Origin of the sequence: Streptomyces sp. McG3 (genome assembly GCF_018619185.1) — a bacterium.
Lineage (GTDB): Bacteria > Actinomycetota > Actinomycetes > Streptomycetales > Streptomycetaceae > Streptomyces.
In genome coordinates this window covers 13,247-35,379 of sequence record NZ_JAAXYC010000055.1, presented here as the reverse complement: position 1 = coordinate 35,379, position 22,133 = coordinate 13,247, and the positions used below count along the sequence as shown (strand labels likewise).

The window sequence follows — 22,133 nt, the reverse complement described above, 5'->3', positions numbered from 1 at the left end:
ATCTCCCGGCCATCGTGATGCTCCGAGCCGCGGCCCCAGAGGATCATGCGCCGGCGGCGCGTTTCAGCCAACTGCTTTCCAGCGCACGGCCTTTGCCGAGCGATGTCGGTGTATCCGGCACGCGCGCGTCGCCCTGGGGCACCGGGGTCCGACTGCGTCTGAAAACGTGTGTTCGAAAAGGGCGGGCGGCTCGTTGAGCCCGGCAACACCCATTCCCCGCATCCCCGCCTCCCCACCGATCCTCACCGGAGGGCGCTCATGAGTGACGCACCCTCGGAGGGCACGCCGTCCGACGCACCCCGTATCGGCTTCCGAGACGCTGCTGCTCGGCGGCGAACTCGCCTACGACACGGGGTGGAGCCGGCACCACGACGCCTTTGCAGAAGCTGAAGAGACACATCGCCGTCGACACCCTCGGGCTCCCGGTGATGATCACAGTGACGCCCGCCGACACCACTGGCCGACACCACTGACCGGGAGGCTGCCCGAGAACTCCTCTGGAGACTGCGGGTCATGCAACCGCAGATCACGCAGGTATGGACCGATTCCGCTACGGCGGCCAGCTCATCAACTGGTCCGGCAGCTTCCTCAACATGACCCTCAAAACGGTGTCCCGCCCCCGCGGAGCCAAAGGCTTCGTCGTCCTGCCCCGGCGCTGGAAAGCCGAACGGACCCTGGGCTGGATCATGAAAGCCCGGCGCAACGTCCGCGACTACGAGCGCCTTCCGCAACACTCGGAAGCCCGTCTCACCTGGGCACTCATCACCCTCATGACCCGCAGAATCACCCGCGGAAGTCATCAGGCACGATGGACGAAAAGGCTATGACTCTCGACCCGCACCCGCTACTCGTCTTCTCGGCTGCCACACCAGCAGGTCAGCCCGGGAGTTGAGAGACCGAGCCCGCACCTAACATGCCTGACTATGATCGATCCAGGACTCTCGCAGAAAACCGTTCTCGTCACCGGCGGTGCAGCCAACATCGGTGCAGCCATCTCGCGGGCTTTCGCCGAACAAGGCGCACGCGTCGTAGTCCACTACGCACCCGGCGAGACATCCTCGGGACATCACGGACGCGCGGCCACCGATCCCCATGTTTTCGTCTCCTCACTCCCTGACGCGATCGGCATTGCGGAGGACTTCCTTACACCCGGAGCCGCAGCCAGGCTGATGGACACGGTGGAGAATCAAGTCGGCCCCGTGGACGTACTGATCAACAATGCCGCGCTGGCCAACGACGCCGATACCTTCAGCGCCATCGACGACACCGCCATAGAGCAGACCCTCCGCGTCAACACTCTGGCCCCCGCCCTGCTCATCGCAGAACTGTCCAGGCGCCTACCAGAGCACGCTCCGGCCAACTCTGCCAACGTCGTCAACATCTCTACCGACGCAGCCCGGGGCTTCCCCAACCAGGTTTCCTATGGGATGTCGAAAGCAGCCCTCGAATCCCTGACCAGGGGCGCGGCAGTCGACCTCGGGCCTCGAATCCGGGTTAACGCCGTCGCCCCCGGACCGATCCAGACTGGCTGGATGGACGACGAACTCGTCAACAAGGTTGTCCCCAGCATTCCCATGAATCGGGTGGGACATCCGACCGACATCGCGGACGCCTGCGTTTTCCTCGCCTCACGTCAGTCACGGTGGATCACCGGTCAAATCATCCAGGTAGCAGGCGGGCACTGGCTCTAACTGACCGTTTCACAATGAAGCGTCGTAGTCAGACGTTGGCTGCAGGCTCGGACGTGGTCTCCGTCGCTCTCAGTGGAAACATGTCCGAGCCTGCCGTCTCTGAAGAGTCGGCCAGGAGCGAGCGCGTCGTGGAGGTGGTGGCCAGAGCACCGCCGCGGTCCACCCCCGACCGTCATGCTGATGCGCTCACATGCCGATCGCCAACGCAGCCCCAATCAGGGCCATTCCCAGCCCTCCGTACAAAAGGGCTGCCACCTTGTGTGCGAACAGTGGCATGGTGTCCGGCAGATACATGCGGGTCGGCTCTCGCGGGTCGAGCTCCACCTTCACGGCCTGGCCGACTGAGATCCGCAATTTCTTCCCGTAGAGCGAGCCTTTTATCACGCGCCCTTCGTGCACGACCGGTCCCAAGTGATAACGCGTCTCATCCGAGGAGAACCGGCCCGGCCCGTACCCGGAACACGGGACCTCCAGAGAGATCCGCCGCTGCCGACTCCGCACGTCAGACACCGACAGCGCTACCGCCCACACGACAGCCCCGGCTGCCAGAACAAGAACCACGAGCACGTTCGCCCACCCCAGTCTCAGAAAACGAGCAAGTAGCAAGAAGTCGGGCTTCAGATCACGGGGCGCTGCAGAATCCCTGCTGTCCGCTCACACTCATCAAGCGAGTTCGCTGGTGAACAGACCCGCCGGTCGGGCTTCTTCCGCCACGGTCTCGACGTGATCAGAGATCTCGTGCCCGACGATTCGTGGGCCCGCATCGCTCCGATTCTGCCATCCCCTCCGCAGCGGCGGATCAACATCCGGGACGACGCCGGACAGACGACCGCACCGCCCTGGCAGGCATCCTCTTCGTCCTGCGCACGGGGTGCAGCCTGGCGTGATGTACGTCGTCAGGAGACAGGTTGCTCGGGGGTCACAGCCTGGCGTCGTCTACGGGACTGGACCGAGGCCGGCGTCTGGCCACGCCTGCATGCTGCGATCCTCGCCGAGCTGCGAAAGGCCGGGCTACTGGAGATGGACGACTGTGCCATCGACGGCTCACACGTCCGCAGTCCGAAAGGGGGAGCTCACACCGGACCATCGCCGGTCGACAGGGGCCGCCCAGGAAGCAAACACCACATCGTCGTCGACCGGAGGGGCACACCTCTCGCAGTGTCACTCACCGGTGGCAACCGACACACGATGTCACTCAGCTCATCCCGCTCATCGGTGCCATCCCACCGCATTCGTGGACTACGCGGACGGCCGCGCCATCTCCCGCAACGGCTGTACGCCGACCGCGGCTACGACTTCGACAAGTACCGGAGACCTCTCCGGCGCCGAGGCATAGCGCCCAAAATCGCCCGCCGCGGTGCCCCTCATGGCTCCGGCTTGGGCAAGATCCGCTGGGTTGTCGAGCGCACCTTCGCCTGGCTCCACCAGTTCAAGAGACTCCGGATCCGCTACGAGATGCGTGCTGATCTCCACCTCGGACTACTACAACTCGCCTGCGGCATCATCTGTCTTCGGAACCTCCGGGCGGCATTCTGAAACGATCAGTAAGACGACTCCTCACGCGATGGGCATCACGAGGCCAAAGGAATCCAGACAGGCACTGAGCCTTTCCTGGTAACCGGTGGTCACCGACCGCGATGGTTCGGCTCGCGGTGCCGCTCTCTCTGTACTCAAGTTCGGGCAGACGTAAGGCCCCCGGTAGGAACGATCTTGCGACAGAAAGATCCGGCCGAGGGGCCTCACGTGTCGACCAGCGTCACATACACCGCCGTGCTCGATGCGCGACGGTCCACCGCTGAGCATCTGGCCCGGCTGCTGCGAGACCGTCGGGCTGAGATCGGCACCCGCAGGGGACGGCGTGCGCTGGGCTGCCTCCGGCAGGCCGTGCTCGTCCTGCGCTGGTTCATCGACGGTACCCGACTGGCCCAACTCGCCCGTGAAAACGGCCTGTCGACCTCCGCCACCTCCCGGTACCTGCACGAAGGGCTGGCCGTCCTGGCAGCCGGGGCACCAGATCTCGACACCGCGCTGCGGCGCGCGAGGGAGGCTGGGCTGACGCATCTGAATCTGGATGGCACCGTGGTCCGTACCGACCGTGTCGCTGCCGTCGGCCCCAACGGCGCAGACCTGTGGTGGTCCGGGAGGCACCGGCATCATGGCGGGAACGTGCAGGTCATCTCCACCCCCGACGGCTGGCCGCTCTGGGTCTCGCCGGTCCGTCCGGGGCGCGAGCACGACACCACCTGTGCCCGCCATCACGGCCTGATCGACACCCTGAACGGCCTCGCCGTCGAGCTGGGCGTCCCGACCCTGGTCGACCTCGGCTACGAGAACGCCGGCAACGGCTTTCGCCACCCGGTCAAGAAGCCCGCAGGCGGCATACTGACCGAGGCCCAGCAGACCTACAACAAGGTCATCCGGGGTGTCCACGGCGTATGCGAACGCGCCAACTCTCTGCTCAAGACCACCTTCAAGGCTCTGCGCCGGGTCAGCCTCGACCCCAGCCGCATCACGAAGATCGCCGCTGCAGCCCTCGTCCTGCTCCAACTCGAGTATGGCCGAGCCATCTGAATGATCACGCAACGTCATGAGCCATTACCGGGAAAGGTTCACTGAGCTTGTCTTTTATGGTTCGCGAGCATTGAGTTGACTACGTTCGGCGATGCTTTCAGGGCGTCTGGTTGCTTTGCCCACGTCGTAGCGGGTGGCCGGTCGTTGGTTCTTCGAGCCGAGTGGGCTACCTGGGACTGGAGTTGAGGGTTTGGGCGCACGGGCCGGGTTGTGCAGGTGAGGGCGGAGGTTCCTGAACCCCCTGCGGACGCGGGCCGGGGTGAGCCGCGCGGGCTCAGCCGGTTTCTCCCAGGGGCGGCGGAGATCGGCTGCAGCCTCTCGGGTGAGCCTCAGCTGGGTATGTGCTGCGATCACGAGCCACGTCCACCGGTCCGCGGCCTCGGGGCTGCGGAGCCTGGGACGGGTCCAGCCGAGCGTCTGCTTTACGAAACGAAAGTGTGTTCAAGGTCGAGGCGCCTCAAGAACGCTTGCCACCACAGGTTGACTTCTCCGGTGATCATGCCAGTCTTGGAGGACCACAGCCGGACGGGCAAGGGGGCGCCGCCGCCGGGCAGATGGTCCACCGTCAGGCGGATCAGGGTGCCCTCGATGATGGGGAGTTCGCCGTCGTGGTCGATCCACGCGGAGCGGGTGGTGAGCCGGGGGTGGATACGGTCCCAGGCCATCGCCTGGGCGGTGCCATAGCGGTCGGTGACCTGCACGGTCTCCGCGTCGGGCTCGCCCCACGTGTCCGGTTTGGCGAAGCGGAACTCCTTGCCGTGCTTTGGCGGCCGCCCGCCCTGGGGGTAGGCAGGGCGTACTCCAGTTGCGTAGGTGTCGGACGGCGCATGCCCCGGTCCGAGCGCACCCGTCCGAGCACCTGGATGGGCAGGCCGGTAAGGACCAGCCGAGGATGAACTGGTCACTGGAGCGTCCTGAGCGTCCGTAGACGTGGCAGAACAGGCGGTCCGGGCTGGTCGGCGCGTCCGGACGCAGCCGCGGCGAGACATCGACCGCCAGGACCAGGCGTCCGTCGGCGGCCTTCGGCTGCGGCAGCACGGCCAGTGCCTTACGCAGCCTGTCCGCGTCGATGCAGCCCTGGTTGAGCGCGTCGTGCAACGCGCCGTGCCCACGCCGGTGCTCGGCCAGCAACGTCACATCGACCGGCGAGGTCACCGGGCCGTCCTCACAGAGCATCGCGTCGCAGAGCTCGAACAGCGTGTCAGCGCGCCGGGTCAGACATCCGTAGGCCTCCCGAAAGTGGGACGTGAAGTCGAATGCCTCGTCCCGGCCATCGTGGTGCAGCAGACTCATTCCCCACGGCCTTCGCTGGTCAAGTGCCTTCTTGCTCGGAGCACAGGATCAGGCGGGGGCCATGTTCACGTCCCCGGAATCCCCGTACGAGCGATCACGTTCGGGGCATCGTTCGGTCAGCCGGGAAGTCAACGAGATCAAGCGTTCTCTTCGGGCCCAACGTGGCGAAGGACTGTCTCGTGCTCGCCTGCGGCGACGAGCCCGTCGATGACCTTGACCATCGACTGCACACCCGCGTCGCGCACGATGAGGCCATCCCAGCACCACCAGTAGTCGCCCTCTGGTTCGCCGGCCTGCCGCTGACGTTCCATGATCCGGTGCACCTCGTCGAGAGTGAACACGGTTCCGGACCAACGATCGCCGTCATCACGGATGACCCACATGTCCACATTGCAAACCTCGTCGAGGTCCTCCCCGGCACCGGGCACGAAGCAGATCTCGTATCCGTCACGTCCGACTCGGTAGAAGGGGCCGTCCCACATGCTCACTCCGTAGCGCTCTGTCTCACGCCGCCTTCATCAACAAGCCGGACGGCCGACCAGTACACCACGCACCCCTTGAGGGCGCAGCAGGTCAAAAAGCTCAGAGGGTGATTTGTGCCGATAGCTCAGCCGGAAGTGGCATCGCTTCGCGGGCGCACGGCAGTCTGACGCCAGGGAGCTACCGAGCTCCGCCCGAGGCTGTCCGGAGCTCGGCCACGAGCTGGTGCGCGTAGTCATTCTCAGGATCAAGACGTTCAACCGCTTCGTGGGCTTCCTGAAACTGGGCTCTTTCGCACAGCAACTTCACGAGGTGATACAAGGCACCGCTGTCGCCAGCCTTAGCGCGGCGGCGCAGGGTCGTGTCGATTCCCCGTTCGTGAAGCGCTCTGTTGAGTCGCCGGCGCGCGTGGACGTCTGTGAGCGCGAGCTCGGTGAGCTGCTCGAATCGCTCCGCACGAACGAGCAGATCCATGTGCCACAAATGATTGTCGTGCGCTCGGAAATCGGTGGAGTAGCACTCGGCGCGAGCGCTCACCAGCGAGATGGCTGCATCCCAATCACGGATTCCTTCTGCCACTTGCACCTGCTCGCGCCATTCCACAGGGCGAGTATCGCGCAGCCCTGCATCCAACGACACCGAGAATCGGTACCGGTGAGCACCCTGCGGCCTGTCTCTGGGTGGGCACGTTGTGCTTCAGACTCCTCGCCAGGTTGGTGTGGACTCGTGGGGTGAGGCGGCGGGTCATGAGGGCGATCATCGCGATGTAGATCATGGCGGTGGTGCGGGCGGGGAGGGCTTCGTAGTCGAGCGGGTCCGGCTCCAGGCCGTGGCTGGCTCCAAGGCCGGCGCGAAGAACCGGGAGATCGCTGCCTCGTTGCGTGTATCGGAGCGGTCGAGGGCAGGGCAGGCAGGGCACGGCAGGAGAGAGGAACGGCACTCACGCGATCCGACCGCCGCAAGACGGAGCAATGGCGCATTGCGCGCTCGTCACGCGAGGGCGCGGATCGCCTCGATGGTCCGGTCCACGCCGAGGGTCCCGTTCGCGCAGTCGCGCAGCAGGGCCGTCACCCGTTCGTCCTGGTATTCACGCAAGGGCGCGGGTGCGGCCTCGGGCGCTGCGGCCCCGGTGACGTCGTCGCGGGTCAGGAGGTAGTCCGCCAGGGCGGCGCAGGAACGGTGCTGGAAGATGACGTCCGGCTTGATCGGAATGCCGAGGACCGTCCCGGCCCGGCGGGCCAGGCGTACGTAGATGATGGAGTTCAGGCCGAGCTGCCGGAACGACGCGTCCTCGTCGAAGCCCAGCGCCTCGTCGCCGATCTCCGGCTGGAGGATCTCGCGCTTGATGCGCTCGATCAGGTCTCGGCGTAGGTCGGGGGCGGGCTTTGGCGCGGTGGTGATCCGGTCGATGAGCGAGGTGAGCACCTTCGATTCGCCCAGTTCCGTGAAGACCGACACGCCCGCGTCCCGCAGATACCGGATGCAGTCGGTCCAGCGGACGGGCTTGGCGATCTGCTCGGCGAGCAGATCGCGGACCTCCTGCGCATCGGGGCCGAACGGCCGGCCTGTCACGTTGGAGATGACCGGTGTCCGCAGTTCGCCCACGTCGACCGAGGCCAGCAGGGTGCGGAAGCGGGCGGCGGCCGGGGCCATCGACGGCGCGTGGAAGGGGCCGCTGACGCGGACCGGGACGAAGCCCCGGACACCCTCCACCTTCTCGAAGACCGACCTGATCCGCGCCAGTTCCTCGCGGCCGCCGGAGAGCACGAACTGCTCGGGCGCGTTGTAGTTGGCGATGACGACGCCGGTGGCATCGTGCCGCTTCAGGGTTTCCTCGACGATCTGCTCGGAGACACCGACGACCGCGGCCATCGCACCGCCGCTGACCTCGCTCATCAGTTCCGCACGGCGTCGCACCAGCGCCAGGCCGGTTTCGAAGTCGAAGGCACCGGCCGCGAACAGTGCGCTGTACTCGCCGAGGCTGTGGCCCGCGAAGAAGTCCGCGGGCGGCAGGTCCTCCCGCGCCGCTGACCAGTGCAGCGCGTTGACGACGTAGATCGCGGGCTGCGCGTACGCGGTCTCGGACAGCCGTCGTTCCGGGTTCTCCAGACAGAGCTCCTCGACCGAGTATCCGAGCATCCCGTCGGCGCGGGCACGGAGGTCAGGGAACCTTCCGAACAGGCTGCGTCCCATCCCCTTCTTCTGGGTGCCCTGTCCCGGGAACACGTAGCAGCGCATCAGATCCGCCCGCCTCCGAGACCGAATCCGGCCGGCGGCGTCGGTCGCTCGGGAAGTTCGATGATCCGGACCACGGCGCACGTCCAGGTGAAGCCCGCGCCGACGCCGAGCAGCATGACGCGGTCGCCGACGTCCACGGCGTGCTCCCGCACGAGATGGTCGAGTCCGGCGATCTGGTCGCCCGCGCCGAGGTGGCCGACGGTGCGCCCCCAGGACCAGGTCGTGAGATCGAGGTCGATATCGAGTGCGGCGAGGACCTCGCGCTGCAGCACGGTACGTCCGAAGTGCGGAACGACGAACCGGGCGACGTCGCCCAGCCGCATGTCCGCGTCGTGCAGGGCTCGTTCGACGCAGTCGCTGAGGCCCGCCCGGAATCGGCGGGTGAACTCGTCGAGCTCCACGTCTCCCAGGTACTGCAGTTTGCGCAGACGCAGGTCGATGGGGAGCGTGGGGTCGTGGTGAGGCGTGAAGGGCGCGTCCCCGCGATGCAGGCGCTCAAGGGTGGGATCCGACACCGTGGAGGTGCTCAGCACCTGGGCGAACCCGGACCTCTTGCTGAGCACCATCGCCGACGCACCGTCGCCGGGGACGATGCCGATGTCGCTGTTCCAGCGGTCGATCGCCGGCCGACTGACCTTGTCGGCGGTGGTCACCAGCGCCGCCACGTCGTCGGTGGCCGTGAGGGAGCGCGCCGCGATGTCCAGCGCGGTCATGCAGCCGTTGGAGGCGTTCTTGACCTCGAAGGCGAGCGCCGAGTGGTCCCCGAGCACTTCGCGGTGGATGTAGGAAGCCGTCGGGTAGAGCTCAAGGCCCTGGAAGTACACGCAGGCGTGCAGCAGCAGCGCGATGTCCTCGGCCCGGTGGCCCGACCTCTCCAGGGCATCCCTGGCAGCGGCCACCGCCATCTCGGGCGGAGCTTCGTCCGTGGCCTCGCAGACCGACTCGAGCTGCGTGTCCTCGGCGTCCTGGGCATCGAACCGGCCGTCGGCGACGGCCTGTTCGACCTTGGTCGCCGGGGGCAGGCAGGTCGCGGTACCCGCGATGAACAGGGCCTCTGTCTTCACTTCTCGTTCCCTCTCAGGGTGGTGGTGTCGTGGAGCAGGAGCCCGACGATGGCCTCGGCGGTCGGGTAGTCGAACACCAGGGTGGCGGGCAGTGCGGTGTTCAGCCGCTTGGCGAGGCGCTTGCGCAACTGGACCATGGTGAGCGAGTCGATCCCGAGGGAACGCAGTGCTCTGTCGGCCGGCACGCTGTCGGGTCCGGGCAGGCCGAGCACGTCGGCGACTTCGCTGCGGACGAGATCCAGCAGCAGAGCCGGCCGTTCGGCTTCGGAGGCGTCCGCCATCCGCGTATCGAGCGACTCCGCCGTCTCGGGAACTCCGGCTCGGCGAGCTCCAGTTGTTCGCCGCAGCAGGTCGCGCAGCAAGGGAGGCGCTTCCGCATCGCCGAGTGCGTGTCGCAGCGATGCCAGTTCCAGGCGCACGGGCATCAGCTGGGTCTCGGGCCGTGCGAGGGCGATGTCCAGGGCGTTCAGCCCCTCGGCCAGGGTCAGGGCACCGATCCCCTGACGTCGCAGGCGTCCCAGCTCGCCCTTGCCGAGGTGGGCGGTCATGCCCACTCCGGCCTGTTCCCAGAGCCCGAAAGCGAGGCTGAGTCCTGCCAGACCCCGCTTGCGCCGGTTCGCCGCCAGGGCGTCCAGCGTCGCGTTCGCCGCGGCGTACCCGCTCTGTCCCGCGGTGCCCAGCGTTCCGGCCGCCGAGGAGAAGAGGACGAACGCGGCCAGGTCCAGCCGCTCGGTCAACTCGTCCAGCAGGCGCGCGCCCTGGACCTTGGGTGCCATCACCCGGTGCAGCCGCTCTGCGGTGAAGCCCTCCACCAGGCCGTCGTCGAGCACGCCGGCGAGGTGGAACACGGCGGTGAGGGGATGGCTCGGATGGATCCCTTCCAGTACCGCGGCCACCGCGGTCCGGTCCGCGACGTCGCCCGCGACCAGGTCCACGCCTTCGGCGCCCGCGGCTTCGAGCTCCCGCACGAACGAGCCTGCGTCGGGGCTGCTGCCACCGCGCCGTGACAGCAGCACGAGCCGCCGCGCTCCGTGCGCGCGGACCAGGTGTGCGGCGAGCGCGCTGCCGAGCTCACCGAGACCGCCGGTGATCAGCACCGTGCCGTCCGGGTCGAAGGCGCGCGGCAGGGTCAGCACGGTCTGGTGCGCGGTGTTCCGCTGTGCGTGGCGCAGGGCATACGGCGCGTCGCGTACGTCGAACGCGGTGAACGATCCCTTGTCCCGCCTCGCATCGGGGGCGGACGGGTCAGCGGCCGCCTGCGCGAAGGTGAGGTTCGCGGGCACCGCCCTGATGGTGGCACCGTCCACGCGGATCCGATGGCCGAGCGCACCTGCCGCACTGCCCATGACCCGGTCCCCCGCGTGTACGGAGGTGACGCCGCTGCCGGCCTCCACGACGATCCCCGCGAACTCCAGGACCTGTGCGTGCCCCGGGCTCATCACCGCGGCGCGCACCTCGACGCGGACTTCCGACGGCGCGACCGGCTCCGGCGCGCCCTCGTCGTGCGTGGCGGCGATGACGTCCAGCTGATCGTCCTCCCGCCGACGCAGGTGCCAGTTGCCTTCGTGCGGCAGGACGAGCGCGTCGATCTCCTCGACGGTCGGCCTTGCTCGTGGCACGTGGGCGGTCTCGCCGCGCAGCACGCACTCCGGTTCGCCGCCGGTCTCGATCACCCGCGCCAGGAGCCGGAAGTCCGGGGTACCGGGATCGAGGTCGACCAGGCGCAGGACGCGCTCGGGTTGTTCCGTGCGGGCTGTGCGCACCATGCCCCACACCGCGGCATGGCTCCAATTCCCTACCTGGTCGTCAGGGCCCGATGACACCGCGTCACGGGTGATCCAGACGAGCTCCGCGCCCTGGAGCCGGGCATCGCCGAGGCACACCTGAAGCGTCCGCAGCGCTTCAGCGGCACTCCGTTCCGCTGCGTACCCCTGAGCGGACGCGTGGTCAGGCAGCGCGAAAACCAGCCGCCGAGGCGTGTCCGCCCGGACGTCGAGCCGCTTCACCAGGGCGTCCAGGTCGGGTACGACGTCGGTGCCGAGCCCCGCGCCCAACTCCGCGTCGCCGACCACGAGGGTGCCCGCGGGGACGGAGGTTTCGGCCACGGGGTGGACGCGTTCGAAGCCGACGCGGTAGAGGTGCTCGGCGAAGGGGTGTCCGCGACGCCTGCCGCGCTGGAACTTCAGCCCGCCGATCCGGGCCACCAGATGGCCTGCCGGGTCGGCCAGCCATACGGTGGCCGGCGCGAGGTCCTCGTCCCCGCCGGAGGCGAACGACACGCGCACGGTCAGTTCTCTGCCCGCGGCGCGAAACAGCTCGACGTCCGACCAGATGAACGGGACGAGCGGCCCAGGAGCCGCACCCGCCTCCATCAGACCGGCGACGACGACCTGCAGCGCCGCGTCGAACAGCGACGGATGCAGGCCGTGGTCGGCCGGATCCAGCGCGCCCGGAAGGGATACCCGCGCGTAGTAGACACCGTCGCGGCAGGCGAGTTCGCGCAGTCCTCGGAAGGCCGGGCCGTAGTCGAGCCCGTTCGCGAGGGCGCGTCCGTAGAAGGCTTCGATGTCGAGGGCCCGGGCACCGGGCACCGGCCAGTTGGCGATGTCCGGCGGCACTGCACCGCCGTCGCACGCGCGGGTCACGCACTCTCCGGTCACGTGCTGCTGCCAGATCAGCGGCTGATCCGTGTCCTCGGGTTGGCTGTGGAAGGCGAAGGGGCGTCGTCCGTGCGCGTCCGGATCGCCGACGGTGGCCTGGATCCGCAGCGCACGGCCCGGAAGGAGGACGACCGGCTCCAGCAGCGTCAGATCGGCCACGGCGTCGGCACCTGCGGTCCGGGCGGCGAACAGCGTGGCGTCGATCAAGCCCGCGCCCGGCACGTAGACCTGCCCGCCGACGACATGATCGGCCAGCCACGGGCCGTCGTCGAGCGACAGCCGGCCGGTGAACAGATATCCGCCGCCGCCGGCGAGAGTGGTGATCGCGTCGAACCACGGGTGACCGGTCGCAGGCTGACTCGGCGTCGCCGAGACGGGCCCGGAGGGAAGCTCGCCGAGCCAGAAGCGCCGGCGTTGGAACGCGTACGTCGGGACGTCGACGTCGCCGGCTCCACGGGAGCCGAGGACCCGCTGCCAGTCCAGCGGGAAGCCCCGCTCGAACAACGTGGCAGCCGCTCGCCAGAGGTGGTCCACGCCGCCCGAGGCACCTTCGGAGGGTGGGCCGACCTCGACGAACGCTCCGAAGCCCTCGCCGCGCATCCGCTCCGTCGCGCGGTCGAGCCCCAGGGGCTCCGACTCCGGCAGGTCACGGAACCAGTAGTCGCCGCCGAGCTCCGGGCCCGGCACCACCTCTCCCGTCAGGCCCGAATGGAAGGGGAGGGAAGTCCGGGCAGGGACAATCCCCGAGATCGCTCCGCCGACCGCGTGCCCCGAGCGCGCGCGAGCTCGAAAGGCGATGACGCGGGCGCCGTCCTCCAGGCTCAACGCCCCGCTCACCACGGCGGCGGCGACCTCGCCCTGCGCGTGGCCCACCACCGCCGCCGGCTCCACACCCCAACTGCGCCACAGCGCCGCACGTCCGAGGGAGGTCGCGAACAGTGTGCACGGCAGCACATCCGGACTGTTCACGTCCTCCTCGCCGCGCAGCACCTTCAGCACGGACCAGCCGGTCAACGGCGAGAGGGCGGCGTCGCACTCCGCCACGGTGTCGCGGAACACCGCGCTCTGCTCCAGCAGTTGACTGTTCGACCCTGGCGGCTGCGCGTCCTGACCGCCGAATACGAAGGCGATCTCCCCCGGCGCCGTGCCGGAGCCGGGCTCGACCGCCCGCAGGGCTTCGGCAGCATCCGCGGCGTTGTCCGCGAAGACCACGGCGCGCGCGTCGAGGTGCGTACGGCCGACGGCGGAGGTGTGGGCGATGTCCCGCATCGACGCGGCGGGCCGCGCGTCGAGCCACTCGGCCCAGTGCTGGGCCTGCGCACGCAGGGCGGACGCGTCGGTGCCCGAGATCACCAACGGGTGCACGAGATCGTCGCCGGCCCGGTCGGCGACGACGGTCTTTGGTGCTTCTTCGATGATGACGTGCGTGTTCGTGCCACTGATACCGAAGGAGCTGATGCCGGCGCGACGCACGCGCCGTGTCCGCGGCCACTTCCTCGGCTGCCGCAGGAGTTCCAGTTCGCCGCCGGTCCAGTCGATCCGGGTGTTCGGCCTCTCCGCGTGGAGCGTGCGGGGCAGCCACTCGTGCTGAAGAGCCATCACCATCTTGATGACGCCGATGACTCCGGAAGCCGCTTGAGCGTGGCCGATGTTGGACTTGGCCGATCCCAGATGCAAAGGTCGCACGCGGCCCGAGAACACGGCGGCCAGGGCGCCGGCCTCGATGGGATCGCCGAGCACGGTGCCCGTGGCGTGCGCTTCGACGGCGTCGATGTCGGCCGGGGCCAGTCCCCCGTCGGCCAGGGCACCGCGGAGTACGCGCTGCTGCGCGAGGCCGTTCGGCGCGGTGAGCCCCTGGCTGCGGCCGTCCTGGTTCATGGCGGTGCCCCGAACGACGGCCAGCACACGGTCACCGTCGCGCCTCGCGTCCGAGAGCCGCTTGAGCACCAGGACGCCGCAGCCCTCCGCCCAGCTCGTCCCGTCGGCGTCGTCGGCGAAGCTCTTGCAGCGGCCGTCGGCCGCGAGACCGTTGAGGCGGCTGAACTCGACGAAGATCTGCGGGGTGCTCATCACGGTCACTCCGCCGGCGAGCGCCAGGTCGCACTCACCGCTGCGCAGCGCCTCGCACGCCAGGCGCAGGGCCACGAGCGACGAGCTGCACGCGGTGTCGATGGTGAGCGCCGGCCCGGACAGGCCGAGTGTGTAGGCCACCCGCCCGGAGATCAGGCTCGACCCGTTGCCAGTGATCTTGTAGCCGTCGCTGCTCCCGACGTCCCAGCGCCGGGCGACGTCGTAGTCCGAACTCATCGCGCCGATGTAGACGCCCGTGTTGCTGCGTTCGAGGGACGCGGTGCGCAGATTGGCCCGCTCCAGTGCCTCCCAGACGACTTCCAGAACGAGCCGCTGCTGCGGTTCCAGGGACAGCGCCTCACGCGGGCTCAGTCCGAAGAACGCCGCGTCGAAGTCCTCGACGTCACGGACGAAGCCGCCCTTGCGCTCGAAGCGCCTGCCGGTCGCGGCGCGCTCCGCCTCATCGAGCGTGCCGAGATCCCACCCGTCCCAGCGCTGTGGGAACGGCGAGGAGGCTTCGCGTCCGTCGACGAGCAGTTCCCAGAACGCTTCGGGCGTGTCGATCCCGTCCGGGAGGCGGCAGGCCATGGACACGATCACGACGGGGTCGTCATCGTCGGGCCGCACGGGCACCGCGGCGACGGCGGGCGAGACTTCCGGGGCCTCGTACCGCGCGTCGGCGTGCGTCAGCAGCAGTGTCGCGATCGCTTGCGGCGTGGGGTAGTCGAAGGCGAGCACGGTGGGCAGCGGGACCCGAGTCCGTGCGCTGAGCCGGTTGCGCAGCTCGACCACCATGAGGGAGTCAAGGCCCTGTTCGCGCAGCGTCCTGTCGGGGCGCAGGCCTTCCGCGGGCCGGCCGAGCAAGGCCGCGGCCTCCTCCGTGACGAGTGCGACCATCGATCCCGGACGCTCGGGTTCGGGCAGTGCCATCACGTCCTCGCGCCACGAGGCACTGTCGGCGACCGGGATCGCGTCGTCGTGTTCGTCCAGCCAGTAGCCGCGGCGTTCGAACGCGTACGTCGGAAGGTCCGCTCTGCGCGTGTCCGAGGTCGAGGACACCCGCTCCCACGGGATCGGGACCCCTTGGGTGTGCAGCTCCGCCAGCGCCCGCAGCGCCTGTTCGATCCCGCCGCGATCGCGGCGCAGGCTGCCCACCACGACGGCCGCCCCGTCGGCTTCGGTTCCCTGCGCCAGGGCTATCTGGAGCACCGGATGCGGACTCACCTCGACGAAGACGCCGAACCCGTCCGCTCGCAGGCGTTCCAGCGCGCGATCGAAGCGCACCGGCCGGCGCAGGTTGCGGCACCAGTACTCCGCGTCGAGCTCCGGCCCGGCCGCCCGCTCCCCCGTCACGCTCGAATAGAAGGCGACCCCCGCGTCCGCGGGGGCGAGGCCCGTGAGCTGCTCGCGCAGCGCGGGCAGCAGCGCGTCCATGTGGGGGCTGTGCGACGCGTAGTCCACGTCCACGCGCTGGCAGTACGCGCCGGTGGCCTCCATGCGCGCGAGGAAGCGGTCCACCGCCTCGGCGTCTCCGGCCACGACGGTCGATCGCGCGGTGTTCACCACCGCGACGGACAGCGCCTCGCCGTAGGCCGCCAGCTCCTCGCTGACTTCGCCGACCGGGCGCTCCACGAGTCCCATCGCCCCGTCCGGCGCATGGTCGTGCACGGCCCGGGCGCGTGAGGCCACGATGCGAGCGCCGTCCGCCAGGCTCAGCGCCCCGCTGACGACCGCCGCGGCCACCTCCCCCTGGCTGTGGCCGACGACCGCCGAGGGCTCGACGCCCCAGGCACGCCACATCGCGGCGAGACCGACGTACATCGCGAACAACGCCGGCTGCACCACGTCCGTGCGCGTGAAGGGCGGCGCGAGACCGTCCTGCCCCCGCACGACCGCGGCGACCGAGAACCCGGTGTGCGGGGTGAGGGCCTCGTCGCAGGCCGTCACGGCCGCGCGGAACGCGTCGTTCTGCTCCCACAGCGACCGGCCCATCCCCCACCACTGGGCGCCCTGGCCGGGGAAGACGAACGCGACGCGCCCGCGACCGGCAGTCGCGCCCGTCACCACCGCGTCGTGGCTCTCGTCGGCGGCGAGCGCCCGCAGACCGGCCACCGCCTCATCCGTCGTACCGGCGATCACCACGCCGCGCGTGGGGTGGTGCGTGCGGGTCGTCGCCAATGAGTGGGCGACGTCGGACAGCCCGGTCCCGGGCGACTGCCCGAGGTGGCTCGCCAACCGTGCGGCGTTACGCGCGAGCGAGCGCGGGCTCGTACCGGACACCGCCAGGCAGACCGGACCGCGCGCGTCCGGTGCGGCCGGCACCGGGGCACACTCGGGCGCCTCGCCGAGGGCGAGATGCGCGTTGGTGCCGCCGTATCCGAAGCTGCTCACCCCCGCGAACCGCGGCCCGGCCGGCCACGCGGCTGCCTCGGTGACCACTTCCAGACCTTGGGCGGGGAAGTCGATGCGCGGGTTCGGTGTGCGGAAGTGCAGGCTCGGCGGAATGACGCCGTGGTGCACCGCCAGCGCGGCCTTGACAAGCCCGAGCACGCCGGCCGCCGGTTCGAGATGGCCGAAGTTCGTCTTCGCCGAGCCGATGCGCAGCGGCGCCGGCCGGTCGGGCCCGAACACGGTGCCGAGCGCGCCCGCCTCCGTCACGTCGCCCAGGGGCGTGCCCGTCCCGTGCGCCTCGACGTACGACACCGCACTCGGAGCGACGCCGGCGTTCTCCCACGCCGACCGCAGCACCTCCGTCTGCGCTTGGTGGCCGGGGGCGGTCAGTCCGTCCGTCGCGCCGTCGTTGTTGACGGCGCTGCCGCGCACCAGCGCGTAGACGCGGTCACCGTCGGCGAGCGCGTCGGACAGCCGGCGCAGCACGACCACCGCGCAGCCCTCGCCCCGGGCGTAGCCGTCGCCGTCGCCGTCGAAGGCCCGGGACAGACCGGCGGGGCTCTGGGTGCCGAGTTTCGTCAGGGCCACGGAGGTGTTCGGATGCAGCATCAGGTTGACGCCGCCGGCCAGTGCGAAGTCCGACTCGCCCGAGCGCAGGCTCTGCACGGCGAGGTGCACCGCGACCAAGGAGGAGCTCGACGCGGTCGCCACGCCCATCGCGGGGCCGCGCAGCCCCAGCGCGTAGGCGATGCGGGACGGGATCACCGAGTTGTCCCAGCCGATGGCCGAGTGGGCGTGGATCGCCTCGGCGGCGCCCTGCGTGAACAGCGGGTACTCCTGCCACATCGCGCCCATGAAGACACCGGTGCGTGTGCCCGCGAGGCTCTCTGTGGAACGCCGCGCGTCCTCGACCGCGGCGTACGCCACCTCCAGGGCGATCCGCTGCTGCGGGTCCATCTGCCGTGCCTCGGCCGGTGGGATGCCGAAGTGCTCGGCGTCGAATCCCGTGACGTCGTCGAGGAATCCGCCTCGGCGGTTCGCCGCCCCGCCGGACGCTTCCGCGTCCGCCCATTCGGCGGCGTTCCACCGGTTGGCCGGCACCTGGCGCACCGCGTCGACACCCTGGAGCAGAGCCTGCCAGAGTGCGTTCGGGTCCTCGATGTGTGCCGGCAGTCGGCAGCCGATGCCGACGATCGCCACCGGCTCGTGGCGGCCGTACGTCCGGGCGGCGGTCAGGTCAGCCACGGGAAGCCCCGATCTCGTCGTGCGCGTAGAGCGCCAGGCATGTCTCCTCGATCGCGGCGAGCGGCCCCGCGTCGTTGAGGATCGTCATGTGGTTCGCGGCGTCGATCTCCACCAGGCGCAGGCCCGGCATCTCGCGCGCCCAGTCCTGCTGGTAGTTCACGTGGTCGAGGGAGAAGGTCTCGCCGGTGACCTGAAAGTAGGGTTCGACCTCGCCCAGGAAGAGCCTCCGCCGGTTGCGGAAGTAGGTGCACACGACGGCTTCCGGCCGCGGCAGGGGCCTGATGGTGTGCTCGCCGAGCCGGTAGGCGAGCTGGATCGCCATGTTGCGACTGACGAACCGCGCGATCTGGGCGGGTCTCATGGCGAGCCCGCGCTCGGCCGCCAACTCCGCGAGCCGCAGGACGAACGCGTCCTCGTCCAGGTCCTCCACGACCTCGTCCCGGTGGACGAGACGGGCACGCGGGACCGCCGGGTCCTTCTCCCCCGCCGGCCAGAGCATGGAATTGACGACCTGCAGAGCCGCGCTCCGCGCCGACTGGAACCCGTTCGCGTTCGACTTCGCCAGGCCGGTCTCGTCCGGCGAGTCCACCATCGTCAGCGAGGCCACGTCCTGACCCTGCGCCTGCAGCCGCCGGGTCACCTCATAGGCGACGATGCCGCCGAGGCAGAATCCGCCGATGTCGTACGGCCCCTCGGGCTGCACCGAGCGGATGGCCTCGGTGTAGTACTCGGCCATGGCCGTGACGCCCTCGATCGGCTCGTCCTCGGTCAGCAGGCCACGGGCCTGGATGCCGTAGAACGGGCGGTCTATCCGCTCGGCGATCGTGCGGTAGGACTCGACGCCGGCCAGGGCGCCGTGGATCCAGAAGACCGGCCTGCCCCCGGTCGCGCCGTTGAGGCGCACCAGCTCCGGGGCCGGTGCGCGCGTGGGGCGGGCCTGCGCCTGGGGCAGCCTCGCGACCACGTCGTCCAAGGTGTCGTGCGGCTGCCACCATTCCGGCCGGAAACCCGGGAAGGCGTTGCTGATCCGGCCCAGCATCGCGACCAGAAGCAGGGAGTTGAGACCGTAGTCGGCGAGCGATCTCGTGCCGTCGATCTCGTGGCGCGACAGGCCCAGCACCGAGGCGACGAGGTCGGCGACGAAGGCTTCGCCGTCCGCGGGGCCGGCGCCGACGCCTGTGTGCGAGGCCTGATCCGCCCGCGGCGCCTGCTCGGCGAAACACGTCAGACGCGCGAAGGGGTACCCGGGCAGTGTGATCCGCCTGCGTCGTGCGCCACGATGCATCAGGTCCCAGTCGATGGACGTGCCCGCGACCCAGTGCTCCGGTACGTGGTCGAGCCGCGTCGGCTTCCCGTCGTGCTCGGCGCCGTCGGCAGGATCGACGCCGTCGGCGAACGCCACGCGGGCGAGCGTGTCCGGGTCGCCGGCGAGCCAACCGCCCAGCACCCGAGCGGCCTCGTCCGTGCTCCGCGCGACGAACGCCAGCCGGCAGCTCATCGCTTCCCGGCCGACCTGCAAGGTGTACGCGATGTCCGCCCAGGAGCGCGGATCCGCTTCGTCGAGCCGATGCGTCAGCCGGCGCGCCCGCTCGCGCAGAGCGTCGACGCTCCGCGCCGAGAGCACAAGGACCTGCGCACCCGGGTCGTCGTCCGGGTTCGCGGGGGCGATGTGCTGCTCCAGCACGACGTGCGCGTTCACGCCGCCGATCCCGAAGCTGTTCATGCTCGCGCGGCGCGGCAGCGGCCGACCGGCGTCGTCGGTGCGCTCGGGCCATGGCAGGTTCCGCGCCGCGATGCGCAGACGCGTCCCCTTGAGGGAGAGGTCGGGGTGCAGCCGCCCGAAGCCCGGGAGCGCCGGGATCACGCCGTGCCGCATCGCCTGTGCGGTCTTCACCAGTGCGGCCAGGCCGGAGACGACCTCCGTGTGCCCGATGCAGGGCTTCACGTTGCCCAGATACGTCACGTCCTCGCTGTCGTCCTCGCCGCGCAGTCCGGCGCCGAGCGCCGCCAGCTCCGCGCTGTCCGCCAGCATCGAACTCATGCCGTGGGTCTCGATGTAGTCCACGGCGCCCGGATCGATCGCGGCGTCGGCGTAGGCGTGCGCCACGGCTGTCTTCATGCCCCTGATGTTCGGTGCCGTGAAGGACACACCCCTGCCGCCGTGGGCCACGCCGGTGCCGCGCACGACGCAGTGGACGAAGTCGCCGTCCTCCAGGGCCCGGCTCAGGGGTTTGATCAGTACGGCGGCGACGCCCTCGCCGCGCGCCGTACCGTCGGCGCCCTGCTGGAAGGGCCGGACGTCACCGTGCGGGCTGAGCATCCCCGCGGCCCGCATCCCGCCGAAACCCGCGGGCGACATCACCAGGTTCACCCCGCCGACGAGCGCCTGCTCGCACTCGCCGTCGCGGATGGACCGGATCGCCCGGTGCAGGGCCACGAACGAGGACGAGCAGGTCGTGTCGCACTGCTCGCTGGGGCCGTTGAGGTCGAGCAGGTACGAGATCCGGTTGGGCACCATCGCGGGCGACGGCAGGCTCATCAGGTCCATGGCCGCGGGCCGGTATTCGCTCTGCGTCGTGGCGACGAACACGCCCGTGGGCCGCTTCCGCAGCTCGGCCGGCCGATAGCCCGCGTCCTCGACGGCGTTCCACGACGTCATCAGCAGCAGGCGCAGCTCCGGCGTCACCTGGCGCGCCTCGGTCATCGACATGCGGAAGAAGAGAGGGTCGAATTCATGCACCCCGTCGAGGAATCCGCCCCGCAGCTCGGCTGTCTCGTCGCCGTGGCCCGCCCAGTCCGCACGCTTTTCCGGCGGTGCGGTGATGCACCGTCCGCCCCGCTCGACGATCCGCCAGAACTCGTCGACGTCGTCGGCCCCGGGGAAGCGTACGGACATGCCGACGATCGCCATGCCGTCGAGCGGGGTCTCGTCGAGGTCGGGCCGAGATCGAGGCCGTACAGAACCGGGCGCCCGGTCCGGCGGTGCGGGCTCCGGCGGAAGCACGTCCCGCAGGTCCTCGGCGTATTCGGAGACGATGAACTCGCCCAGTTCGGCCAGGGTGTTGTGCTCGAACAGCACCGTGATGTCGAGGTCGATGCCGAGCGTCCCGCCGAGGGTCCGGGCCACGTTCACCGCGAAGATCGAGTCGAGCCCGTAGTTCGAGAAGGGTTCGCCCCGCCCGATCCTCGTCCGCGGGATGTCCAACGCCTCTGCCAGCACATCGAGCGCGACCGCCTCGATGTGGGCGCGCAGCCGGTCTCCGGGCTCGCTCCCGGCGCTGTGGTCTGCCACGGCCCGCGCCGGACTCTCGCGCACCGGAGCTCCGTGCGGCGCGGACGGGCGCGGTGTGGCCGTCGCCTGCCGTATGACGCCGTCGCTCTCGGCCACGATGATCTGCTGTCCCAGATCCTCGGCATCCTGCGCGGGCAGAGCGATCGCGTGGAATCCCTCCCGCGTCAGGACGTGCCGCCAGTGGGCCGTGGAGAGCAGCGGGCTGCCCTGGATGCGCAGGTGCGGGTCCTCGTAGCGCCACCATCCGTCGAGGAGGCCGAACGAGAACTGGCTGAGCAGGTTGTTCGCGGTCAGCTCGTTCAGGAACAGCAGTCCGCCGGGCCGGAGAAGCGCCTTGGCGTTGCGCAGGGTGTGGCGGATGTCCCGGGTGGCATGCAGGACGTTGGCGGCGACCACGGCGTCGTACCCGCCGAGGGTGAGGCCCTGATCCGCCACCGGGCGCTCGATGTCCAGGATTTCGCAGGTCAGCCAAGGATGTGCCGCACCGAACGAACGCTCCGCGTGGTTCAGGAAGGCCCTTGACAGGTCGGTGTAGCAGTATTCGCGCACATCCAGCCGCGCGGAGCGCAGTTCCTCCAGGACGACGGCGCTGGTGGCACCCGTGCCGGCGCCGATCTCCAGGATCCGCGCGCCATCCGCGGTCAGGTCCCGTGCCCGCCGTCGCAGCCGCGCCACCAGGTCGGCGGCCAGCACCTGGTTGAAGAACGCCGACGCCGGGTTGGTCGCGTAGGCGTTCTGCACCAGTTCCAGCGATCCCCCGGGGAAGATGACCTCGGTGGCCGGTCGCCGTCCGCTGAGAATGTCGGGGAAAGCACGCAAGGTGGTCTCCACCAGGAGGTGGGTGGCCGCGAGGTCGGGATTCTCGCGCCACGCGGGCTTTCCTGTCTCCCACTCGCGCCACAGCTGCTCGATCGGCCGATACCGCACGGCGTCGTCGAGCAGGATCCGGCCGTCCCGCCGATCGATGTAGCCGGCCCCCTCGAAGACGCGCAGGCACTCGTCGAACCAGGCGCCGTACCCCGGCGCGAGGCCTGCCGACTCCCGTGCGGCCTCCGGGGTCTGCCCGGATTCACGGAACGCGCCGAGCGTGCGCAGATGGGACCAGAGAAAGTCGAGCAGCAGCTGTTTCATGATCAGT

General features: G+C 69.7%; 10 protein-coding genes and 2 pseudogenes. 4 read left to right on the top strand and 8 right to left on the bottom strand.

Features of this window, described 5'->3' with window-relative positions; genetic code table 11:
* Positions 1-536 precede the first annotated feature (536 nt).
* Positions 537-827, top strand: coding sequence for a transposase (locus tag HET64_RS12335; protein WP_215104791.1), 291 nt, complete (start codon positions 537-539; stop codon positions 825-827).
* Between the two features lie 96 nt (positions 828-923).
* Complete coding sequence (locus HET64_RS12330; protein ID WP_215104789.1) at positions 924-1,691, top strand: SDR family NAD(P)-dependent oxidoreductase; 768 nt, start codon at positions 924-926, stop codon at positions 1,689-1,691.
* A 186-nt stretch (positions 1,692-1,877) separates the two neighbouring features.
* Here HET64_RS12330 and HET64_RS12325 read toward each other — a convergent pair whose 3' ends face one another.
* A complete protein-coding gene (locus tag HET64_RS12325) occupies positions 1,878-2,258 on the bottom strand; it encodes a hypothetical protein (protein ID WP_073743053.1) in 381 nt (126 codons plus the stop codon).
* Positions 2,259-2,414: 156 nt separating this feature from the next.
* Between HET64_RS12325 and HET64_RS12320 the strand changes: the two are divergent.
* Positions 2,415-3,194: pseudogene (locus HET64_RS12320) on the top strand (IS5 family transposase); the annotation flags it as partial.
* A 240-nt stretch (positions 3,195-3,434) separates the two neighbouring features.
* Complete coding sequence (locus HET64_RS12315; protein ID WP_215104787.1) at positions 3,435-4,262, top strand: transposase family protein; 828 nt, start codon at positions 3,435-3,437, stop codon at positions 4,260-4,262.
* 54 nt (positions 4,263-4,316) lie between these two features.
* Here HET64_RS12315 and HET64_RS12310 read toward each other — a convergent pair.
* The 7 genes and pseudogenes from HET64_RS12310 to HET64_RS12280 form a co-directional block, all read right to left on the bottom strand.
* A pseudogene (locus tag HET64_RS12310) lies at positions 4,317-5,555 on the bottom strand (transposase).
* A gap of 137 nt (positions 5,556-5,692) precedes the next feature.
* A complete protein-coding gene (locus HET64_RS12305; RefSeq protein ID WP_215104785.1) occupies positions 5,693-6,037 on the bottom strand; it encodes a hypothetical protein in 345 nt (114 codons plus the stop codon).
* 178 nt (positions 6,038-6,215) lie between these two features.
* Positions 6,216-6,638 carry a hypothetical protein gene (locus tag HET64_RS12300; RefSeq protein WP_308370004.1) on the bottom strand — a complete coding sequence of 141 codons (423 nt, stop codon included), beginning with the start codon at positions 6,636-6,638 and terminating at the stop codon, positions 6,216-6,218.
* 387 nt (positions 6,639-7,025) lie between these two features.
* A complete protein-coding gene (gene fabD, locus HET64_RS12295; RefSeq protein WP_215104781.1) occupies positions 7,026-8,273 on the bottom strand; it encodes an ACP S-malonyltransferase in 1,248 nt (415 codons plus the stop codon).
* The gene (locus HET64_RS12290) at positions 8,273-9,337 is read right to left on the bottom strand and encodes a ketoacyl-ACP synthase III family protein (protein WP_215104779.1); all 1,065 of its coding nucleotides are present in this window, start codon (positions 9,335-9,337) and stop codon (positions 8,273-8,275) included. Before HET64_RS12290 ends, fabD begins: the two co-directional genes overlap by 1 nt.
* The gene (locus HET64_RS12285; RefSeq protein WP_215104777.1) at positions 9,334-17,703 is read right to left on the bottom strand and encodes a type I polyketide synthase; all 8,370 of its coding nucleotides are present in this window, start codon (positions 17,701-17,703) and stop codon (positions 9,334-9,336) included. The genes HET64_RS12290 and HET64_RS12285 overlap by 4 nt, the downstream gene beginning before the upstream one ends.
* Entirely contained in the window at positions 17,696-22,126 is a 4,431-nt protein-coding gene (locus HET64_RS12280) for a beta-ketoacyl synthase N-terminal-like domain-containing protein (protein ID WP_215104775.1), read from the bottom strand. The genes HET64_RS12285 and HET64_RS12280 overlap by 8 nt, the downstream gene beginning before the upstream one ends.
* Positions 22,127-22,133: the final 7 nt, after the last annotated feature.

Bases quoted from the DNA above. Each gene is read 5' to 3' on its own strand.
- HET64_RS12335 (WP_215104791.1), top strand. From the start codon at position 537: ATGGACCGATTCCGCTACGGCGGCCAGCTCATCAACTGGTCCGGCAGC.
- HET64_RS12330 (WP_215104789.1), top strand. From the start codon at position 924: ATGATCGATCCAGGACTCTCGCAGAAAACCGTTCTCGTCACCGGCGGT.
- HET64_RS12305 (WP_215104785.1), bottom strand. From the start codon at position 6,037: ATGTGGGACGGCCCCTTCTACCGAGTCGGACGTGACGGATACGAGATC.
- fabD (WP_215104781.1), bottom strand. From the start codon at position 8,273: ATGCGCTGCTACGTGTTCCCGGGACAGGGCACCCAGAAGAAGGGGATG.
- HET64_RS12280 (WP_215104775.1), bottom strand. From the start codon at position 22,126: ATGAAACAGCTGCTGCTCGACTTTCTCTGGTCCCATCTGCGCACGCTC.